This window comes from Novosphingobium sp. FG137 (assembly GCF_057809735.1).
Genome location: NZ_JBMDKN010000007.1, coordinates 171,864 through 187,817 on the forward strand (window position 1 = coordinate 171,864; position 15,954 = coordinate 187,817).

12 protein-coding genes and 1 pseudogene are annotated in these 15,954 nt (G+C 61.5%); 7 read left to right on the forward strand and 6 right to left on the reverse strand.

What is annotated here, in order from left to right; all coding sequences use genetic code 11:
- Positions 1–558 carry a response regulator gene (locus ACODS2_RS18925; protein WP_253204250.1) on the reverse strand — a complete coding sequence of 186 codons (558 nt, stop codon included), beginning with the start codon at positions 556–558 and terminating at the stop codon, positions 1–3.
- Positions 559–665: 107 nt separating this feature from the next.
- On the opposite strand from ACODS2_RS18925, the gene ACODS2_RS18930 reads away from it, so the two are divergent.
- A complete protein-coding gene (locus ACODS2_RS18930; protein WP_216313574.1) occupies positions 666–3,146 on the forward strand; it encodes a hybrid sensor histidine kinase/response regulator in 2,481 nt (826 codons plus the stop codon).
- Positions 3,147–3,390: 244 nt separating this feature from the next.
- On the opposite strand, the pseudogene ACODS2_RS18935 reads toward ACODS2_RS18930, so the two are convergent.
- From ACODS2_RS18935 to ACODS2_RS18945, 3 genes and pseudogenes are all read right to left on the reverse strand, one after another.
- A pseudogene (locus ACODS2_RS18935) lies at positions 3,391–4,201 on the reverse strand (COG4705 family protein).
- Positions 4,202–4,884: 683 nt separating this feature from the next.
- Complete coding sequence (tnpB, locus tag ACODS2_RS18940) at positions 4,885–5,040, reverse strand: IS66 family insertion sequence element accessory protein TnpB (RefSeq protein ID WP_216313576.1); 156 nt, start codon at positions 5,038–5,040, stop codon at positions 4,885–4,887.
- Positions 5,041–5,524: 484 nt separating this feature from the next.
- Entirely contained in the window at positions 5,525–6,460 is a 936-nt protein-coding gene (locus ACODS2_RS18945; protein WP_216313952.1) for a YihY/virulence factor BrkB family protein, read from the reverse strand.
- A gap of 252 nt (positions 6,461–6,712) precedes the next feature.
- Here ACODS2_RS18945 and ACODS2_RS18950 point away from each other — a divergent pair, with 252 nt between their 5' ends.
- Both ACODS2_RS18950 and ACODS2_RS18955 read left to right on the forward strand, forming a co-directional pair.
- Positions 6,713–6,979, forward strand: a complete 267-nt coding sequence (locus tag ACODS2_RS18950) for a hypothetical protein (protein ID WP_489000195.1) — start codon at positions 6,713–6,715, stop codon at positions 6,977–6,979.
- A complete protein-coding gene (locus ACODS2_RS18955) occupies positions 6,976–10,104 on the forward strand; it encodes a DEAD/DEAH box helicase (protein ID WP_216313580.1) in 3,129 nt (1,042 codons plus the stop codon). The genes ACODS2_RS18950 and ACODS2_RS18955 overlap by 4 nt, the downstream gene beginning before the upstream one ends.
- 456 nt (positions 10,105–10,560) lie before the next feature.
- Here the strand turns inward: ACODS2_RS18955 and ACODS2_RS18960 are convergent, their stop codons facing one another.
- Positions 10,561–10,986, reverse strand: coding sequence for a DUF3597 domain-containing protein (locus tag ACODS2_RS18960; protein ID WP_216313583.1), 426 nt, complete (start codon positions 10,984–10,986; stop codon positions 10,561–10,563).
- Positions 10,987–11,111: 125 nt separating this feature from the next.
- Between ACODS2_RS18960 and ACODS2_RS18965 the strand changes: the two genes are divergently transcribed.
- The 3 genes from ACODS2_RS18965 to ACODS2_RS18975 all read left to right on the forward strand — a co-directional run bounded on the left by ACODS2_RS18965 (position 11,112) and on the right by ACODS2_RS18975 (position 14,049).
- Positions 11,112–11,675, forward strand: a complete 564-nt coding sequence (locus tag ACODS2_RS18965; protein ID WP_216313585.1) for a DUF4142 domain-containing protein — start codon at positions 11,112–11,114, stop codon at positions 11,673–11,675.
- Positions 11,676–12,274: 599 nt separating this feature from the next.
- Complete coding sequence (locus ACODS2_RS18970; RefSeq protein WP_216313587.1) at positions 12,275–12,856, forward strand: SRPBCC family protein; 582 nt, start codon at positions 12,275–12,277, stop codon at positions 12,854–12,856.
- The gene (locus ACODS2_RS18975; RefSeq protein WP_216313589.1) at positions 12,853–14,049 is read left to right on the forward strand and encodes a zinc-dependent alcohol dehydrogenase; all 1,197 of its coding nucleotides are present in this window, start codon (positions 12,853–12,855) and stop codon (positions 14,047–14,049) included. Before ACODS2_RS18970 ends, ACODS2_RS18975 begins: the two co-directional genes overlap by 4 nt.
- 160 nt (positions 14,050–14,209) lie before the next feature.
- Here the strand turns inward: ACODS2_RS18975 and ACODS2_RS18980 are convergent, their stop codons facing one another.
- Positions 14,210–15,004, reverse strand: a complete 795-nt coding sequence (locus tag ACODS2_RS18980) for an SDR family NAD(P)-dependent oxidoreductase (RefSeq protein ID WP_216313591.1) — start codon at positions 15,002–15,004, stop codon at positions 14,210–14,212.
- Positions 15,005–15,252: 248 nt separating this feature from the next.
- On the opposite strand from ACODS2_RS18980, the gene ACODS2_RS18985 reads away from it, so the two are divergent.
- Positions 15,253–15,897 carry a hemerythrin domain-containing protein gene (locus ACODS2_RS18985; protein ID WP_216313953.1) on the forward strand — a complete coding sequence of 215 codons (645 nt, stop codon included), beginning with the start codon at positions 15,253–15,255 and terminating at the stop codon, positions 15,895–15,897.
- Positions 15,898–15,954: the final 57 nt, after the last annotated feature.

Genomic DNA, 15,954 nt, shown 5'->3' on the forward strand with positions numbered 1-15,954 from the left:
TCATGGTTCGACCCGCGAGCGTGCCGAACCGCAATCGGGCTTGTTCGCCGGTCCGCGCAACTCTTGCAACACCCGGCCAACATCGCTGTGAACAAAGGGCTTTTGCAGCGTCGGACGCCCTCTCCAGGCTGCGGGCAGATCCTCTGCGGCAGATCCGGTCGCGAACACAAAGGGTATTGCATGGCCCTGCAGAATGTCCGCTGCTGGAAAGCTTTTTTCGGAGCCCAGGTGAACGTCGAGGATAGCGACATCGAAATCCAGCGTTTCCTGTCCAAGCGTGTCCATGGCCTCATCGAGGCGGCTGCAGACACTCACAACAATGCAGCCGTAATCCGCCAGAATATCCTCTATCAACATGGCGATAAGCGCATCATCTTCGGCGACAAAGACTTTCAAGCCATTCAGATCGATGTTGTTTTCTCCTTGCATCGACAAACCCCGTGTTTGGCCAACAAAACGGCGCGATAGCACAACATAAAAACGTCGCAGCCCGCGGTTGCCGCCACTTTGCCTGGCTTCCTTTCGAGCAGGCGGCTTGCCGCTCGAAGTCCTGTACATGATCTTGCTGGTGTGATCCAGCGGCAGCGCTGCCCGGCCGCGATGAGTTACAAGACAACGCCCGAATGGCCTGCTAAGACTGCTTGCCGTTGCATTGCAGACATTTGATGGAGGAAAGCCTGGTGCAACTGGACGGCTCAGAGGTAAAAGTCACCCGCCCGTTGGCGGACTTCGGCGCGCTGTTCGACGCCGCACCTACGCCCTTGCTGGTTGTATCACCTCCGGACTGGGTCATTGTTGCCGCAAATCAGGCCAGACTGGCCGTTACCGGGACGACGCGTGATGCGCTGATCGGGAAAAAGCTCTTCGAGGCTTTCCCGGATGATCCGGGCGATCCTCACGCTGACGGTACGCGCAACCTGGCTGCATCCCTCGCCAAGGTGCTTCGAACCAAGATGGCCGACACCATGGCTTTGCAGCGATATCCGCTACGCGTTGCCGGCGGAGAGTTCGAGGAGCGCTGGTGGCATCCCATCAACGCGCCCGTTCTGGGGCCTGAAGGCGAAGTCGCTTGGATAATACACAGCGTAGAAGATGTTACGGAACAAGTGCTTGCGCGTCAGGCGGCGGACGCGACCCGGAAAAAATTGCAGCAAGGTGAAACGGTCATCGAGACGATGCAAATCGCCGAGACCGAGTTGTTGGCTACGGCGGCCAGCGCGCGCTCGCAGGCGGCGGAACTCGAACAGCTCTACGATCGCTCGCCCATGGGACTCGCACTGCTTGACCGCGAGCTGAAATTTGTCCGGATCAACGAAGCTCTGGCCGAAATGAACGGACTGCCGGTCGAAGCCCATATCGGCAGGACGGCTTGGGACATAGTTCCGGAATTGCGACCCTCTGCCGAGCCTGCTCTGACAAAGGTCCTCACAAGCGGCGAGCCTGCTCTTGACGTTGTGGTGACAGGAGCGACGGCGGCGAAGCCCGGCGTGGTGCGGGAATGGCGGGAGCAGTTCTATCCATTGAAAAATACGTCTGGCGAGGTGATCGGGGTCGGGATCGTTTGTGACGAAGTCACCGAACGCCGCGCCCTGGAGCGGCGACTTCGCGAAAGCGAAGCGCATCTGCGCCGCGTCATCGACCAGTTGTTTGCATTCGTGGGCACGCTCACGCCCGATGGCGTGCTCACGGAAGCCAACCAGGCACCCATCGAGGCCGGCGGGATCTCGCGAGAGGATGTCATCGGCAAACCCTTCGCCGATGCGCCGTGGTGGTCTTATGATGCACAGGTGCAAGCCCGACTGCGCGAGGACATCGCCGCCGCCGCTGCCGGCGCCACCATTCGCTACGATGTCCCCGTCGCCATGGCTGCCGACAGCCGGGTCACGATCGACTTCCAGCTCGCGCCGCTCCGCGACGATGGCGGTAATATCACCCACCTCATCGCCTCCGGCGTGGTCATCGACGACCGCATTGCAGCCGAGGCGGAGCTGAGAGCGCTCAACGAAACCCTCGAGAGCCGCGTGCGAGAAGAGGCATCGCGCCGGGAAGCCGCGCAGCAGGCGCTGCTTCAGGCGCAGAAACTCGAAGCTCTCGGACAACTCACCTCGGGCATTGCGCACGATTTTAACAATGTGATCCAGGCGATCTCTGCTGGATTTGCGTTGATAATGAAGCGGACCAGCGATCCTCAGATCATCCACATCGCAGAACACAGCGTCAGGGCAGCGGAGCGCGGAAGCTCGATTGTCAAACAGCTCCTGTCTTTTGCTCGGCAACGCCCTCTTGAGATATCGCGCATCGACCTGTGTGCGTTGCTGAACGAGGCAAAGCCATTGCTCGAACGCTCCGCTGGCGCGAAGGCCAAATTCACCCTCGATTGCCCGGATGATATCGGCACAGTCGAGACCGATCCGGGTCTCCTGGAAGCGGCGCTCATCAATCTTGTGGTCAATGCGCGCGATGCAATCTGCGACCACGGTTGCATATCGGTGCGTGTGTCGCGCGCGGTGTCAGATACGGGCGCCAGCCATGTCACCATCGCGGTCGAGGACAATGGGTCGGGCATGTCGCCGGAGGTTGTCGCACGGGCGCGCGATCCTTTTTTTACGACCAAGGCGCAAGGCCATGGCACCGGGCTTGGCCTTGCCATGGTTCATGGCTTTGCGAAGCAGTGTCACGGCACTTTACGGATCGAAAGCGAAGTGGGAAAGGGGACGGTGATATCGATCGACCTGCCCCAGGCGAAACAGACCAACTGCCTCGCGCCAGAACCAGAAGACATCGGTGGCCGCAAGACGATCCTGTTGGTCGATGACGACAGCAGCGTCCGTTCGCTGGTTGCCTATCAGCTGCAGGACATTGGTTTTCACGTGGTAGAGGCAGAAGACGGGTCGCAGGCGCTCGATCTGTTCGACCGCCAGCGTGCCAGAGGACTACCGATCGATGCCATCCTGACGGATGTAAGGATGCCGCGGATGGATGGTCCATCGTTCGTCAGACAGGTCCACAGCCGCGAGCCCGTGCCGGCGCTTTTCATGACCGGGTATGCCGAAGCCGCAGAAATCAACGATGCTAAAGTGCTCAGCAAGCCGTTCGAGGAACAGGCCTTGGCTGCCGCCCTGAGATCGCTGTTTTCAGATAGGTGACCGCGTGTTCAACATCTACGTGGTGGGGCATCCGTCCGGATGCATGAACTGGTGGGGCTCCCCCGGGTCGCAAAGAGGGAGCCCCGCCGAGCTAGGCTATGGGTGCGGGAACACCAGCCGTATCGAGTAGGTAGCACAAAATACGTTAATGAGAAGTGTCATGGAACAAACCCGTCGCATGCCACCCGCAAAGTAGCGGCGCTGTGAGAGCCGCAAACGGGATGATCTGTAGAATCGGTCAATATTACCGAACTTCACCCGGGTCTCGGGGATGCGTCCCTGCTCGTTGCGGAGCAACGAGGATGAGCAGGATCACCGCGCCCGCAAGGACAGCTGTGGCCAAAGGTCGACTGAAGTCGAGACCACCCTTCGCCACCGGCTTGTCGAGGAAGTCGCCAACAGTGGCTCCCAGGGGGCGGGTAAAGATGAACGCCGCCCAGAACAGCAACACGCGGGAGAGCGTGGTGAACCAGTAAAGTGTGGCGAGAACAGCAAGCGTTGCACCAAAGAGCAAGGCAGCGCCAGAATAGCCAAGCGCGCTGTCCGCTACCCAATCACCGAGTGCCGTGCCCAAGGTCTGACTGAATGTAATTGTGATCCAGTAGAATGTCTCGGCCCGCGCAGTTTCGATCCTGTTCACATCCACGGTGCCGAGGGCTCGATGCCAACTGAACAAGGACATCAGCACCAGGCTAAATAGAAGCAGCGATCCGCCGGGGTAGCCTAGGCCGATTGAGCGCGTGGCAAACATCGGCGAGTGTGGTCCCGGCGGTCGTCGACGCGATGATGGTCGCCCAGTATAACCACGGACTGAAGCGTCGCGCGCGAATTTGCGGCCAAACCAATCCGAGCAGCAGCAGGCCAAAGATGACCGTGCCGACAAGATACCCGTTGAGGCCGCTGGCTCCGGCGCCCGGGGTGGTTTCCCCTAGCCAGCTCATGCTTACCGCGTCACCACCCGTCTCACCCAGGGTTGTCGCCAGGATCTTGATCATCCAAAACGTAAGCGTCACGGCCGGAACCTTGCTCACGGCATCGTCCACGCGATCCCTCATGTCACCCGCTCCTGATTCACTCAGGTTCAGGGCAATGGCAGGTCAAGCAAGGGGTTGCAATTGCGCGATTGCTGCCTTTTCGATCGCAGCTTCACAATCGCGTCTGGATATGCAGACGTTTAAAAAACGGACACCACGCCTGCGGCGAGCACCAGTTCCCGGGCAGCCCGCCGGGGAGCTTGCTGAGCGGGCGGTCAGCGATCCGAGACAGCACAGCGGCGAGCAACGCATCCGGACCGACGTCAATCAGGCACTCCGTCTGAATCATTGGGTGAAGCACTGCTGCTCCGTGATCACCACGTTCTGAGATGCAGAACAAGCACGCCTTACGCCCAGCGGCATACAGCGGCGCGCGCTCGAAATGGTTTTGGGTAACCATAGCCTGTACTCATCGAGGAAACAGGTGAAGGCATTCCAGCGCCGCAACATGCAGTAGATAACCTTTCCCTGATCATGATTGCGACAGCCGGGCGAGCTGGCTGATGAGCGAGGCTTGAAGCTCAGCCAGAACCTGCGCGCTGAGTTCATTGCGGACGGCAAGGCGCTCGCCCGACCAGCTTGCCAGGCAAAGCGCGCCCACGACGCCGGTCTGACCATAGACTCCCGCGGCAGTATATCGGGGAATGGCTTGCGTGAGGGCCCTTGGTGTAAAGCCACATCACGATGGGTCATGCAAATGATCTTCACAACGATCCGGCACGGCCGCGGAAGACGAACGGGTCGTCGCCATACCGGTCACGCTTCAAGCCCTGTTCCACCATCTGTGTAAGGCCGCGCATGCCTTTCCTCAGCTGGGCGTGACCTATCGCGATCCACACCTGCGCGCCGGCGGGGATCACTGCAGCGTCTTCAGTGCGGCCAATGCGTGGGCCGGCGACGGCGATGGTCTACACTCACAGGCTTGCCCCGGGCCAGGTCGATGACCACTGCCGGAGCCGCCACGCCGCGCCTCTCCGCTTCCTCGTCGACGACCAGCGGCGACGGCAAATGCAGGCACGTTCCCGGCTCGCTGGGCTCTGCTTCGGCACGGGCTTGCGCCGCTTGCTGCGCCTGTGAAGATCAGCGAGGTCGCATCATAGCGCTGGTAGCCATCGGCCAGGCGGGCCTTCGGCGCGAACGCGTCGGTCACCCGCAGCCGTTCCTCCTCGCTCCACCTTCAGCGCCGTTCTGGTTGCGAGAACACCGTGATCCGGCTCATTAGCCATTCCCACGAGCACGCACAAATGCGCCTACCAGTGCTCACTCATTGGCCCGACAAGGCAGAGCCTGCCGGACACGTACCTCGCAGCCCGTTCTAGCCGACAGCTGAAAGCCGGTTATGGCTCACGGACCTGCCTCGATTTTCGTAGGCGCTTGCGTTTTGGTAGCGGCCGTGTGGCGTTCGAGTTCAGAATTGAGCTCTGCTCCGAGCATCAGCACATAGGATGAGAGATATAGCCACGTCAGCAGGACGATTACGGCGGCAAGCGAGCCGTAAGTGGCGCCGTAGTCCGTGAAATTTGCGACATAGATCCCAAAGCCAAGTGTCATCGCCAGCCACAGTATGCCGGCCACAACCGAGCCAGGGGTCAGCCATACCCACTTTGCCGTGTGCCGCGACGGCGCAAACCGATAAAGGGTCGCCGCGCCGCCAGCACCAGCAAAAACGAGAACGACAAAGGACAGGAGCTTACCCATGAAGAGCGCGGGACCCGGCAGCCAAGGCAGCAGATCCTCGAGGTGACCGAGGCCGGCGATCGCGATCACGGCGAGGATACCGATCGCGACCGCGCCGACGGTGATGAGCAGCGCAAGCACGTTGACCCAAATGAAGCCTCGCTGCTCCTCTTCCCCATAGGCAATGTTGAGCGCGGTGATAATGCTCGCCGCACCGTTACGCGCGCCGAACAAGGCGAGGGTAAGCGCGACAAGCAGCCCGACGCCCTTTTTCTCGCCTGAGGTTTGCTCGATGTTGATCAACTGATCCCCGATCAGAGAAGCGGCCTCCCGGGGAAGGATCTCACTCAGGCTGGTCACATGGCGACTGATGTCCTGCGGATCGGCAATGAACCCGTAGGACAAAATCGTGGCACCCATCAGCGGCACCAGCGCCAGGAAACCATAGAATGCGACGCCAGCGGCGACGAGGCTCATGTTGTCCTCGCTCGTCTCCCTCCACGTCCTGACGAACACCTCTTTCCAAGCAGTCCGCGGCAGTCGCCAGGGCGACCTAACGTCCGATGGCGTCTCATCCACGGGTTTGGGTGCATCACCCCCCATGAAACCTTGGTTAATCAGGCTTTCCCCCTTCACATCGTATTCCCGCCACGCTCCTGGATCAAATCGGCTGTAGAACACCGGGTGTTCACCGCTATCGATGGTGCAGCAACGCGGCCCAAGGGCCGGTGTTCCGAACCCACAATTTGCCTTGGTCCTGTGGAAATCTCGTCGCTCCGGCACCAATTGCGGCGCTTGGCGTTCCTCGGGTCTCACTTATTGGAAGTTGGCTGCTTGGAAGACCTTGCAAGTTGGATGGCCCCCACCGCCAAGATGATCGCTGCAACGATGACCGCGGCCGATCTCGGCGCGCAGGTGACAGGCTCGGGCTTGGTCATCTTTGCTTTTTGGTCAATGGCATGGTCGGTCATCAGACTGTCGTCCGGTCAGATCAATCTCATCGTCACCAACGGCTTTCTGCTGTCAGTTAACCTGATCGGGGTTGGGCGTTGGCCGGCCAAGCAGCGTGCGTATGACAGGCCTGCTAACCCGGCGGAGATGATCCGGAGCCAGCGTCGATGAACGCCTCACACGGTCTCGGGGCAACCGCTCTCGTGCTCGCCGAATTCCTTCGCGCGGGAGACCTCCTCTATCTTGCCGACGACGAGCAGGAGGCCGAGGCAGTGGCTGGAGCACTCGCTGCCCTCGTCCCTGCCGCTCACGTCGTCTTCCTTCCTTCGAGCGACACCCTGCCCGGCGACCGTGCTCCCGCTTCTCCCGCCAATATCGGGCGACGGGTCGCTGCCTTGCGGGCCCTGCGGCGACTTGCAACGAGCGACAAACGCGAACGCCTGGCAACGATCATGAGCGGCGAGGCGTCCGCCCGGCTCTATGCGGATGCTGCGGCCTTCGAAACCGCTCCTCCGAGCCTGAGGTCAGGAGACGCAATCGACATGACCCGTTTCGCTGCGCAAATGGAAGCGCTCGGCTACATTGCGGACGACCGTGTCGACGAACCTGGCGAAGTCGCCGTGCGCGGCGATGTCGTCGACATCTTTCCTGCCGACGCCGGCCTCCCGGCGCGGATCGATGTCGCGGAAGGTCGGATCGCCGGGATCCGCCGCTATGATCCCGTGACGCAGCTCACCGAAGAGCCATGCGAGGTCCTCGAAATCGGCCGCGCTGCCGAACCCGAGTCGGACTCCAGGGTGTCTATCTTGGCCCATTTGCCGCCGGGCCATATCTACATGTCGCCCAAGGCCGACCAGCGGCGACAACGGTTCGTTCGCCTTGCCGCCTCTGCAGCCGACAAGGCGGGCGCGGTGATCGATGCAGTATCCGAAGAAGCATGGACACAGGCATTAGCCTCCTGGGCTCGCGGCGAGCCTCAGACCGAACCGTCGCCCGTGCCGCGCTTTGCCGAGCAAAAAGCGCCCTTGGCCGCGCTGAGGCAGTTTGCTTCGCCGCTGCTACAGGCTGGGCAACGCCTTCTGCTGGTCGGCAGCGAGCGCGACATTCGCTTCCTGAGACCAAGGCTTGCCAAGATCTTCAAAGTCGAGGTTGAAACGCTCACAACCCTTTTTGATCTGGCGCGTCTGCCCGCCGGCGGTGTGGCGACGCTTGTCGCGCCAATCGACCGGGGTGCCCGTGCCAAAGACTTCGTGATGGTCGCTGCGGCCGATCTTCTTGGCAGCCGCGCGATCGTGGGCCAGGTCCAGCCGAGCGCGTCCGGGATGCAGCTGTCCACCGGCGACATTCGCTCCGGCGATCTCGTCATCCACGAGGATCATGGCGTCGGGCGAGTTGTCGGCCTCGAGGCTGCACCGGGCGATAGAGGCGAAGAACTGATCGCGCTCGAATATGCCGGCGGCAACCGGCGTCTCGTTGCCGTCCACGATGCGGGGCGACTGTGGCGTTACGGCTCTGACGGCGACGCGGTGACGCTCGACAAGCTCGACGGCTCGAGTTGGGAGAAGCGGCGCGGGCCGATCGACGAAGCCGTCGCCGAGAGCGCCCGCGAACTGCTGCTTTTGGCAGAAGAGCGAAGCCGGCTCGAAGCGCCGGTCATCGAGCCCGACCCAGCCAAATATGAGCAATTCGTCGCGGCTTTTCCCTTCAACGAAACCGCCGATCAGATGCGCGCTATCCAGTCCGTGCGCGATGATCTCGCCTCGGGCCGGCCGATGGACCGCCTGATCATCGGCGACGTTGGCTACGGCAAGACCGAGGTCGCGCTGCGCGCGGCAGCCCTGGCCGCCATCGCCGGATACCAGGTCATCCTGGCGGCGCCGACTACGGTGCTGGTTCGCCAACACCTGCAGACATTCGAGCGCCGCTTTGCGGGTACGGGTGTGCAGATCGCCAGCCTTTCGCGACTGTCAAGCAAAGCCGAGAAGAAGACGGTAAAAGCAGGTCTTTCGGATGGATCGGTCGGGATCGTCGTCGGTACGGCCGCGGTCCTGGCAAAGGATGTCAGTTACGCGCGGCTCGGGCTCGTCGTCATCGACGAGGAACAGCGCTTTGGAACGGCTGACAAGGCCAAGCTGCGGGACCGGGCCGCAGCTCACTTGCTGGCGATGAGCGCGACGCCGATTCCGCGCACGCTCCACCGCGCGATGATTGGTCTCCAGGAGGTCTCGATCATAGCGACCCCCCCGGCCCGGCGCCAGCCGATCCGCACCAGTCTCGCCCATCCCGACGATGCGATGATCCGAACTGCACTTCTGCGCGAGCGCTCGCGGGGCGGACAAAGCTTTGTCGTCGTGCCCCGGATCGAGGATATCGCGCCGCTAGCGGGTCGGTTAGCCCGTATCGTGCCGGACCTCACACTCATCGAAGCGCACGGCAAGATGCCGGCTGCCGACATCGACAAGGCCATGGTCCGCTTCGGCGATGGCGAAGGCGATGTCCTCCTGGCTACCAATATCATCGAGGCGGGGCTCGATGTGCCGCGCGCCAACACGATGGTCGTCTGGCGCGCCGATCGCTTCGGGCTCGCTCAGCTTCACCAGCTCCGGGGGCGGGTCGGTCGAGGCAACCGCCGCGGACAGGTCATCCTCCTGACCGAGGATGGCGAGATCGCCGAGCGCACCCTCAAACGGTTGCGCACGCTAGCCACCTTTGACCGGCTCGGCGCAGGGTTCGCGATCAGTGCTGCCGATCTCGACCAGCGCGGCGCCGGCGACCCGCTCGCCGATACGCAGGCGGGTCACATGAAGCTCGTCGGCGTCGACCTCTATCAGCACCTGTTCGAAGCCGCGCTACGGCAAGCGCGAGGACAGGACCCGGGTTTGTGGGTGCCGGACGTCAACCTCGGTGATGCCGGCGGCCTGCCAGCAGAATGGATTCCCGACCCCGATATCCGCCTTGGCCTTTACGTGCGACTAGCACGGCTGTGCGACGAGGCCGAGCTTGACGCGTTCGACGCAGAACTCGCCGATAGGTTTGGCCCGCAACCAGGCGCGGCCCAGCGGCTCCTGGCGGCAGCGCGCATCGGCATCCTAGCACGCGCCGCGGGAATCGAGCGCGTGGACGCCGGTCCCGCCGCGATCGCGCTGACCCCGCGCGATCGTTCTTTGCAGGTTCCCCAAGGGATCGAACTCGCCGAGAAGGAGGGACGATGGCTGCTGAAAGAGCAAACCGCTGAAGCTGAACGACTGGCTCGCGTAGCGGACCTTCTCGAGACCCTGGTGGCAATGGGAGGCTGATGCATGTCGGATGCGCAAGCCAGCCCAATTGTCTCATCGTCGGGCCGCGCCAAGCGCTCCTCCCTGCGGAAATCTATCTCGCGCGCTTCCGCCATGGCGCCGAGCTCGTCGAGGTTGGCGAGAGCCGGGCCACTCTCATTCCGCGCACCCACAACCATGCCGGCTATCCCGGCAGCATTCCCGGAAAGGAATTGCTCGCCCTTATGCGCCGGCAGGCATGGCAGTTCGGGGCGACCGCCCGTTCTGGACTGCTCGAAAACGCTCGAACGCGGTAACGATCTCTTCGTCGTACGCGTTACTGATGAGGCAAAGTGCGCCAGCAGTGTCCTCCTCTCGACGAATGTTGTGAATGGCGGATCGCTGCGCTTTGGTGCCGACAGTGACAAAACGTATTGTTCGTCGCCGTCGGAAAGGTGCTTCAGCGCGCCGGTTACGCGCGCTGAAGCTGGTAGGAAATTACTGCCGCAGACTGTCTGGAACGACGCCGCCGTTCTCCGCAAGCTTGTCCATCACAGCGCGGTGCAGAGCGATATTCTGCTCGGCCGAGCCGTCTTCGCCGGCGTGCACCCCCAGCTCCTGGCCCAGCTCCTTGCGCGCTGATACACTGGACTCGAGATCAAGCAGCTTCAAAAGGTCCACGATCGAGCTTTTGTAGTTACCGCCATGGTCGTCCTTCATCGATGCCATGGCCTCGAGCACCTGTCCGACATCGACTTTGGGCGATTGCGGAGCGGTTGCGGGCGCGGGCGTGGCCTCGGGAGCAGACTGCGCAGCCGGGGCGGACGCCTGCGACGCGGCGACAGGGGCGGAGGAGGGAAACGGCGCTGCCGCCGCGCTGTCGTGATGGAAGATTTTGCCCAGGATGCTTCCGAAAATACTCATTGCTCTCTCCTGCCGTTGAATCGGACGTCGGCGTACATAACGAATTTTGGCCGTCAGGAACGCGTTGCGGGTTCGAGCAGTTAATCAGCCTGGATTCGCATTGGTTCCCCCCGGGAGTTGCTACAATGAAACATTCCGTTCTGTTCGCCATTTCGATTGCCGCGCTGAGTCTTGCCGGTTGCCATAAGAAAGCGGCGACGCCGGCCGCCGACAGCTCGGCCGCCGCCAGCGATATGAGCCACTCTCCGTCCGTCGCGACCACGTCGGCCAGTGCTGGCCAGGCATTTGCAGATACGGCAGCGGCGAGCGACAAATTCGAGATCGAGACCTCAAAGCTTGCCGTGACGCAAGCGCAGTCTGCCAAGGTCAAGCATTTTGCTGAAGAGATGATAAAGGCGCACACCGATTCCACCGCCAAGTTGCAGACAGCCGCTGCGGCAGCTACCCCGGCCATCACCCCCGCCGCGGCTCTCACGCCAAGCCAGCAGCAAACTCTCGACACACTGGCGACAAAATCCGGAGCGGATTTCGATCGCGCCTATGTCGATGCCCAGCGCAGCGCCCACCAGGCAACGCTCGATGCGCTGAAAAGCTACGCATCAACCGGCGACGTGCCCTCACTCAAAGATTTCGCGGCGCAATTGGTGCCGGTTGTGACGGCGCACCTCAATATGGCCAAGGGCCTCTGACGACGGAGATGAGGCCAAGTCCGTCTGCACAGGGTCGGGAGACGGCTACGTGTATCGTCTATATCGGCTGTCGTGCAGCGAGGGCGCACCCCACCGGAGGGCATGCCCTCATCGGCAGCTGGGTTCATGCTGCGTTTGCCAGTGGCAGATTGTCGAAATGGCCTGCACCGGTGTCTTGCGCCAAGACGGTAACAAGGCTTCTGAACTTGCATAAGGCCGAGGTCCATCTACGCGAACCTGTGCCTCGCTGGCTGCGGCGCAGGTCTGGAGGTAGATCTCCTCGTACGTCGCCGAGCATCACAGCCGCTCTATGACGACATTATCTCGCCATCCGCTGTGTTCACGGTCATCCGTGCTGATTGCGACTTCAACTTAGCGCAGCAAGCTCGTCGATGCCAGAGACCCGAGCTGCGGTCCTGATCGGCATTGAGCGCTCTGGGCATTCATACCACGCCAACGCTTTCGCACCCGATTCGACGCAATAGCTGGCCTCAATCGTGAAATCGGGGCGGCAATCCGGACGCCCCTTGCATTTCCCTATTGCCGGAACCTTGCGAGGAGTCGGCAATTATTTGTGCGAAACATGGGATGCCTTGGCAATGACCGATAGCGATGCAAACACACGAGACGATGCGCCGCCCACAGCCTCCAAGACGGCGAAGCCAGATCGCGCGCTCGTCAGCGAGGCAGTCACGATCGCCCGGCCAGCCTCCGAACTGTACGCATTCTGGCGCAATCCCGCGAATCTTGTCCAATTCATGGACAACGTCATTTTGATCGAAGCGCTCGACGATTTGCGTTCGCGTTGGACCGTCAAGGCTCCGATGGGCAAGGCAGTCAGCTGGGAATCCGTGGTCACCCATGAGGTACCGGGACGTTCGATTACGTGGCAATCCGCTGACGGGGCAGATGTGGACAACAGCGGCAAGATCGAATTCGCCGATGCCGGTCGCCGTGGAACGGTTGTGCGCGCGACCATCGCCTATGAGCCCCCTGCCGGTTTTATTGGCCAGATGCTCGCCAAGCTGTTTGGCCGCGAACCCAGAGTGCAAGCGCGCCGTGACCTCCATCGTTTCAAGCAACTGATGGAAACTGGCGAGGTCGCCACAAGCGCCCGGAATCACAAGATCCATGAACAGCGCTACGGGCCTAATGGTCCCGCCGCAGGAGTGTCCCTATGAAAGCGATCGCCTGGCACGGGAAGCACGATGTCCGCTGCGACACGGTCGATGATCCGGAAATCATCAATCCACGCGACGCCATCATCAAAGTTACATCCACAGCGATTTGCGGCTCGGACCTTCATCTGTACGACGGCTTCATTCCGAGCATGCAGACAGGCGACATTCTCGGCCATGAATTCATGGGCGAGGTTGTCGAAACGGGCGCAAAAAGCACTCTGAAAAAGGGCCAACGCGTCGTCGTCCCGTTCACCATCAGCTGCGGTGCCTGCTATCAATGTGCAAAACAGCAGTATTCAGGCTGTGAGAACAGCAATCCGGCCGACACCCAGGACATCGGCCGCGAAATGATGGGTCAGCCAATGAGTGGGGTGTTTGGATACAGTCACCTCACTGGCGGCTACTCAGGCGGCCAGGCCGAATACGTTCGCGTACCGTTCTCGGACATCGGTCCGCTGGTGATCCCGGACGATAGTATCGCCGATGAAAAAGTCCTGTTCTTGACCGATATCCTGCCAACAGGATGGATGGCTGCGGAAAATGCGGGCATTGAACCGGGCGACACGGTTGCGGTTTGGGGATGCGGACCAGTAGGCCTCTTCGCGGTGCAGTCGGCCTTCCTCATGGGCGCAGAGCGCGTCATTGCCATCGACCATTTCCCGAATCGCCTGGAGCTGGCAAAACAATTCGGTGCAGAGACTGTCAACTTCGAGCAAAGCAAGGTCTACGAGGCCTTGCAGGACATGACGGGTGGAATCGGGCCGGACGCCTGCATCGATTGCGTCGGGTTGGAAGCGCACGGAGCATTCGCCGACAACATCTGGGACCAGATCAAAGCCTCTAGCTTCATGGGCACGGACCGGGCCCATGTCATCCGCCAGGTAATCCTGGCGGCGCGTCGCGGAGGACGTGTTTCGATGCCAGGCGTTTACGGCGGTTTCGTCGACAAGTTTCCGCTTGGTCAGTTCATGGAAAAAGGCCTGACGCTCAAAACTGGCCAGACGCATGTCCAGAAGTATCTGCGCCCGCTCTACACTGCCATTGCTGAGGACAAGCTGGACACGACCTTTCTGATCAGCCACACAATGGCGCTCGAGGAGGGGCCAACCGGGTACAGGAAGTTCCACGACGATCAGGACAATTATACCAAGATCGTGCTCAAACCGGGGCGAGAGGTTGCCAGCACGCGATAAGGGCCAGTTGCTCGCCCCATTAGGTTCCTGCCATCGGATACGAATGATCAGACTGTCTGCGCAAGACGACAATGTTTTCGGGTGCGTCGCAGCCGCAAAGCAATGGACCAGCTCCTCCGGCGTCGTCGCAGCCCGCCGGGACGAATTGCTGCTGCGCCCGTCAGTCAGGGCTCGGCGAGCCGGCAGAACCAGGTTCGGCCAACTTGCGGTGCTGGTCTGCAAGGAACGATTGCGGAACGAGTCCGGCGGCCAGGACTTGCGCTTTGTTGAGCACCCCGCTGACGACGTGGCTCTTGCCTGCCATCAACGCCTCCCAACCGTCACGCGCAACTTTCGCAGGGTCCGCCTTTTTGGCGGCGCCCACCCGTGTGTCGAGCATGCCCGCACGCGCAAAAAATTCGGTGTCGGTAGCGCCGGGCATCAGCGTCGTCAGGGTAACGCCCGCCTGCTCATTCAATTCATTGCGAAGTGCTTCGCTGAAGTTGTCGATAAATGCTTTTGTTGCGTTGTAGACAGCATTGAAGGCACCTGGAACGTAGCCGGCAATGGAGCCGGTGATAAGGACCTTGCCGCCGCCGCGCGCGGTCATTTGCATCAGCACCAGCTGCAGGAGATAGAGCGTTCCGGTGACATTGGTGTCGATCGTGCGGCGCCAGTCGGCTGTCGTCTGGTCTAGAAATGCGCCTCCGTGGCCGCGCCCGGCATTTGCAAAAAGCAGATCGACAGGACGGTCCGCTGCAGCCGCCAGCGCCTCGTCAACGCCCTCAAGCTGAGACAGATCTGCTTGCACGGCTTCAACCGCTCCGCCGTATCTGCGAAAGTCCTCTGCCGCCGCCTGAATGGCTGGCTCGTCGGCGACCACGACAAGATCATACCCCTGCTTTGCGGCAAGGCGCGCGAGCTCGTATCCAATTCCGGTTGATGCGCCCGTCACGAGGGCGAGTGGTCGGGTCATAGCAGGATCCTGTAGCAGGCTTCGATGGGTGTGAGCGTGCTTGGCCGCTTCCTTGTCATCATGCGTAATGCAGCGGTTCAGCAAACTGTTCCCAGGCGCTGTGCACTGACCTGCCGCTCTTCGCACAAGGCACGATATGGCAGGTCGAAGACGGCGTTTTGGCTGCGGAACTGTTGCCCCTCAGACGTGTTCAACAAGCAGCGCCGCAAGGGCGAGGGTCGGCCTGCCTGCAAGACATGGAGATGAAAGTGTCTATTCTCGACAAGATCATAGCCGCTGTAACGCCGCCGGAATCCGAAGCCGACCGCGCCCAGGCACGCAGCCGCGCGCTCGAATACACCGACCGCGCCCCTTGGCTGGGCATGGTGATTGATCATCACCGCCAGATCGACGATGCGTTTGCTGCCGTAAAAGCGGCGGCGGACCCCGCTAATCGCAAGGCTCGATTGAAAACACTGGCCGGTTTGCTGACCGCGCACGCCGTCGCCGAGGAGGGCGTGATCTATCCCGCTTTGTCCGACACCGGGGACACGGGTCATGCCACCATGGCGTACACAGAACAGTCCGCTGCAAAGATGCAGCTAGGCCTGCTGGACAGGCTCGATCTGATGAGCGCCGATTTCGAGGACAAGCTGGGTCATCTCGAAGGCGCGGTGAAACACCATGTCTACCAGGAAGAAGGGACCTGGTTTATCGATCTTGCCGAGGGCGCTGTCGATTCCGATCACGAGACGATCGCGCGGCGCTACGCGGAAGAGTTTGACCGATATCTGTCTGGGCCTGGCGGTCAGAGCAGTCCGGCCGCTTCAGTCACGGCCGCTTCAAATGCCACGAACACCGGGTCTCAAGCGCTGCATGGCTCGGTCATCGACCAATCTGACCCACCTGCCTGACGCGAGCGGTAACGACCTACAAAGTCTTTCGACCCGGCCTGGGCAATGCGCGGCGGC

Bases quoted from the DNA above. Each gene is read 5' to 3' on its own strand.
- ACODS2_RS18965 (WP_216313585.1), top strand. From the start codon at position 11,112: ATGAAACATTCCGTTCTGTTCGCCATTTCGATTGCCGCGCTGAGTCTT.
- ACODS2_RS18925 (WP_253204250.1), bottom strand. From the start codon at position 558: ATGTACAGGACTTCGAGCGGCAAGCCGCCTGCTCGAAAGGAAGCCAGG.
- ACODS2_RS18955 (WP_216313580.1), top strand. From the start codon at position 6,976: ATGAACGCCTCACACGGTCTCGGGGCAACCGCTCTCGTGCTCGCCGAA.
- ACODS2_RS18960 (WP_216313583.1), bottom strand. From the start codon at position 10,986: ATGAGTATTTTCGGAAGCATCCTGGGCAAAATCTTCCATCACGACAGC.
- ACODS2_RS18930 (WP_216313574.1), top strand. From the start codon at position 666: ATGGAGGAAAGCCTGGTGCAACTGGACGGCTCAGAGGTAAAAGTCACC.
- ACODS2_RS18945 (WP_216313952.1), bottom strand. From the start codon at position 6,460: ATGGGGGGTGATGCACCCAAACCCGTGGATGAGACGCCATCGGACGTT.
- ACODS2_RS18975 (WP_216313589.1), top strand. From the start codon at position 12,853: ATGAAAGCGATCGCCTGGCACGGGAAGCACGATGTCCGCTGCGACACG.
- ACODS2_RS18950 (WP_489000195.1), top strand. From the start codon at position 6,713: ATGGCCCCCACCGCCAAGATGATCGCTGCAACGATGACCGCGGCCGAT.
- ACODS2_RS18980 (WP_216313591.1), bottom strand. From the start codon at position 15,004: ATGACCCGACCACTCGCCCTCGTGACGGGCGCATCAACCGGAATTGGA.
- ACODS2_RS18970 (WP_216313587.1), top strand. From the start codon at position 12,275: ATGACCGATAGCGATGCAAACACACGAGACGATGCGCCGCCCACAGCC.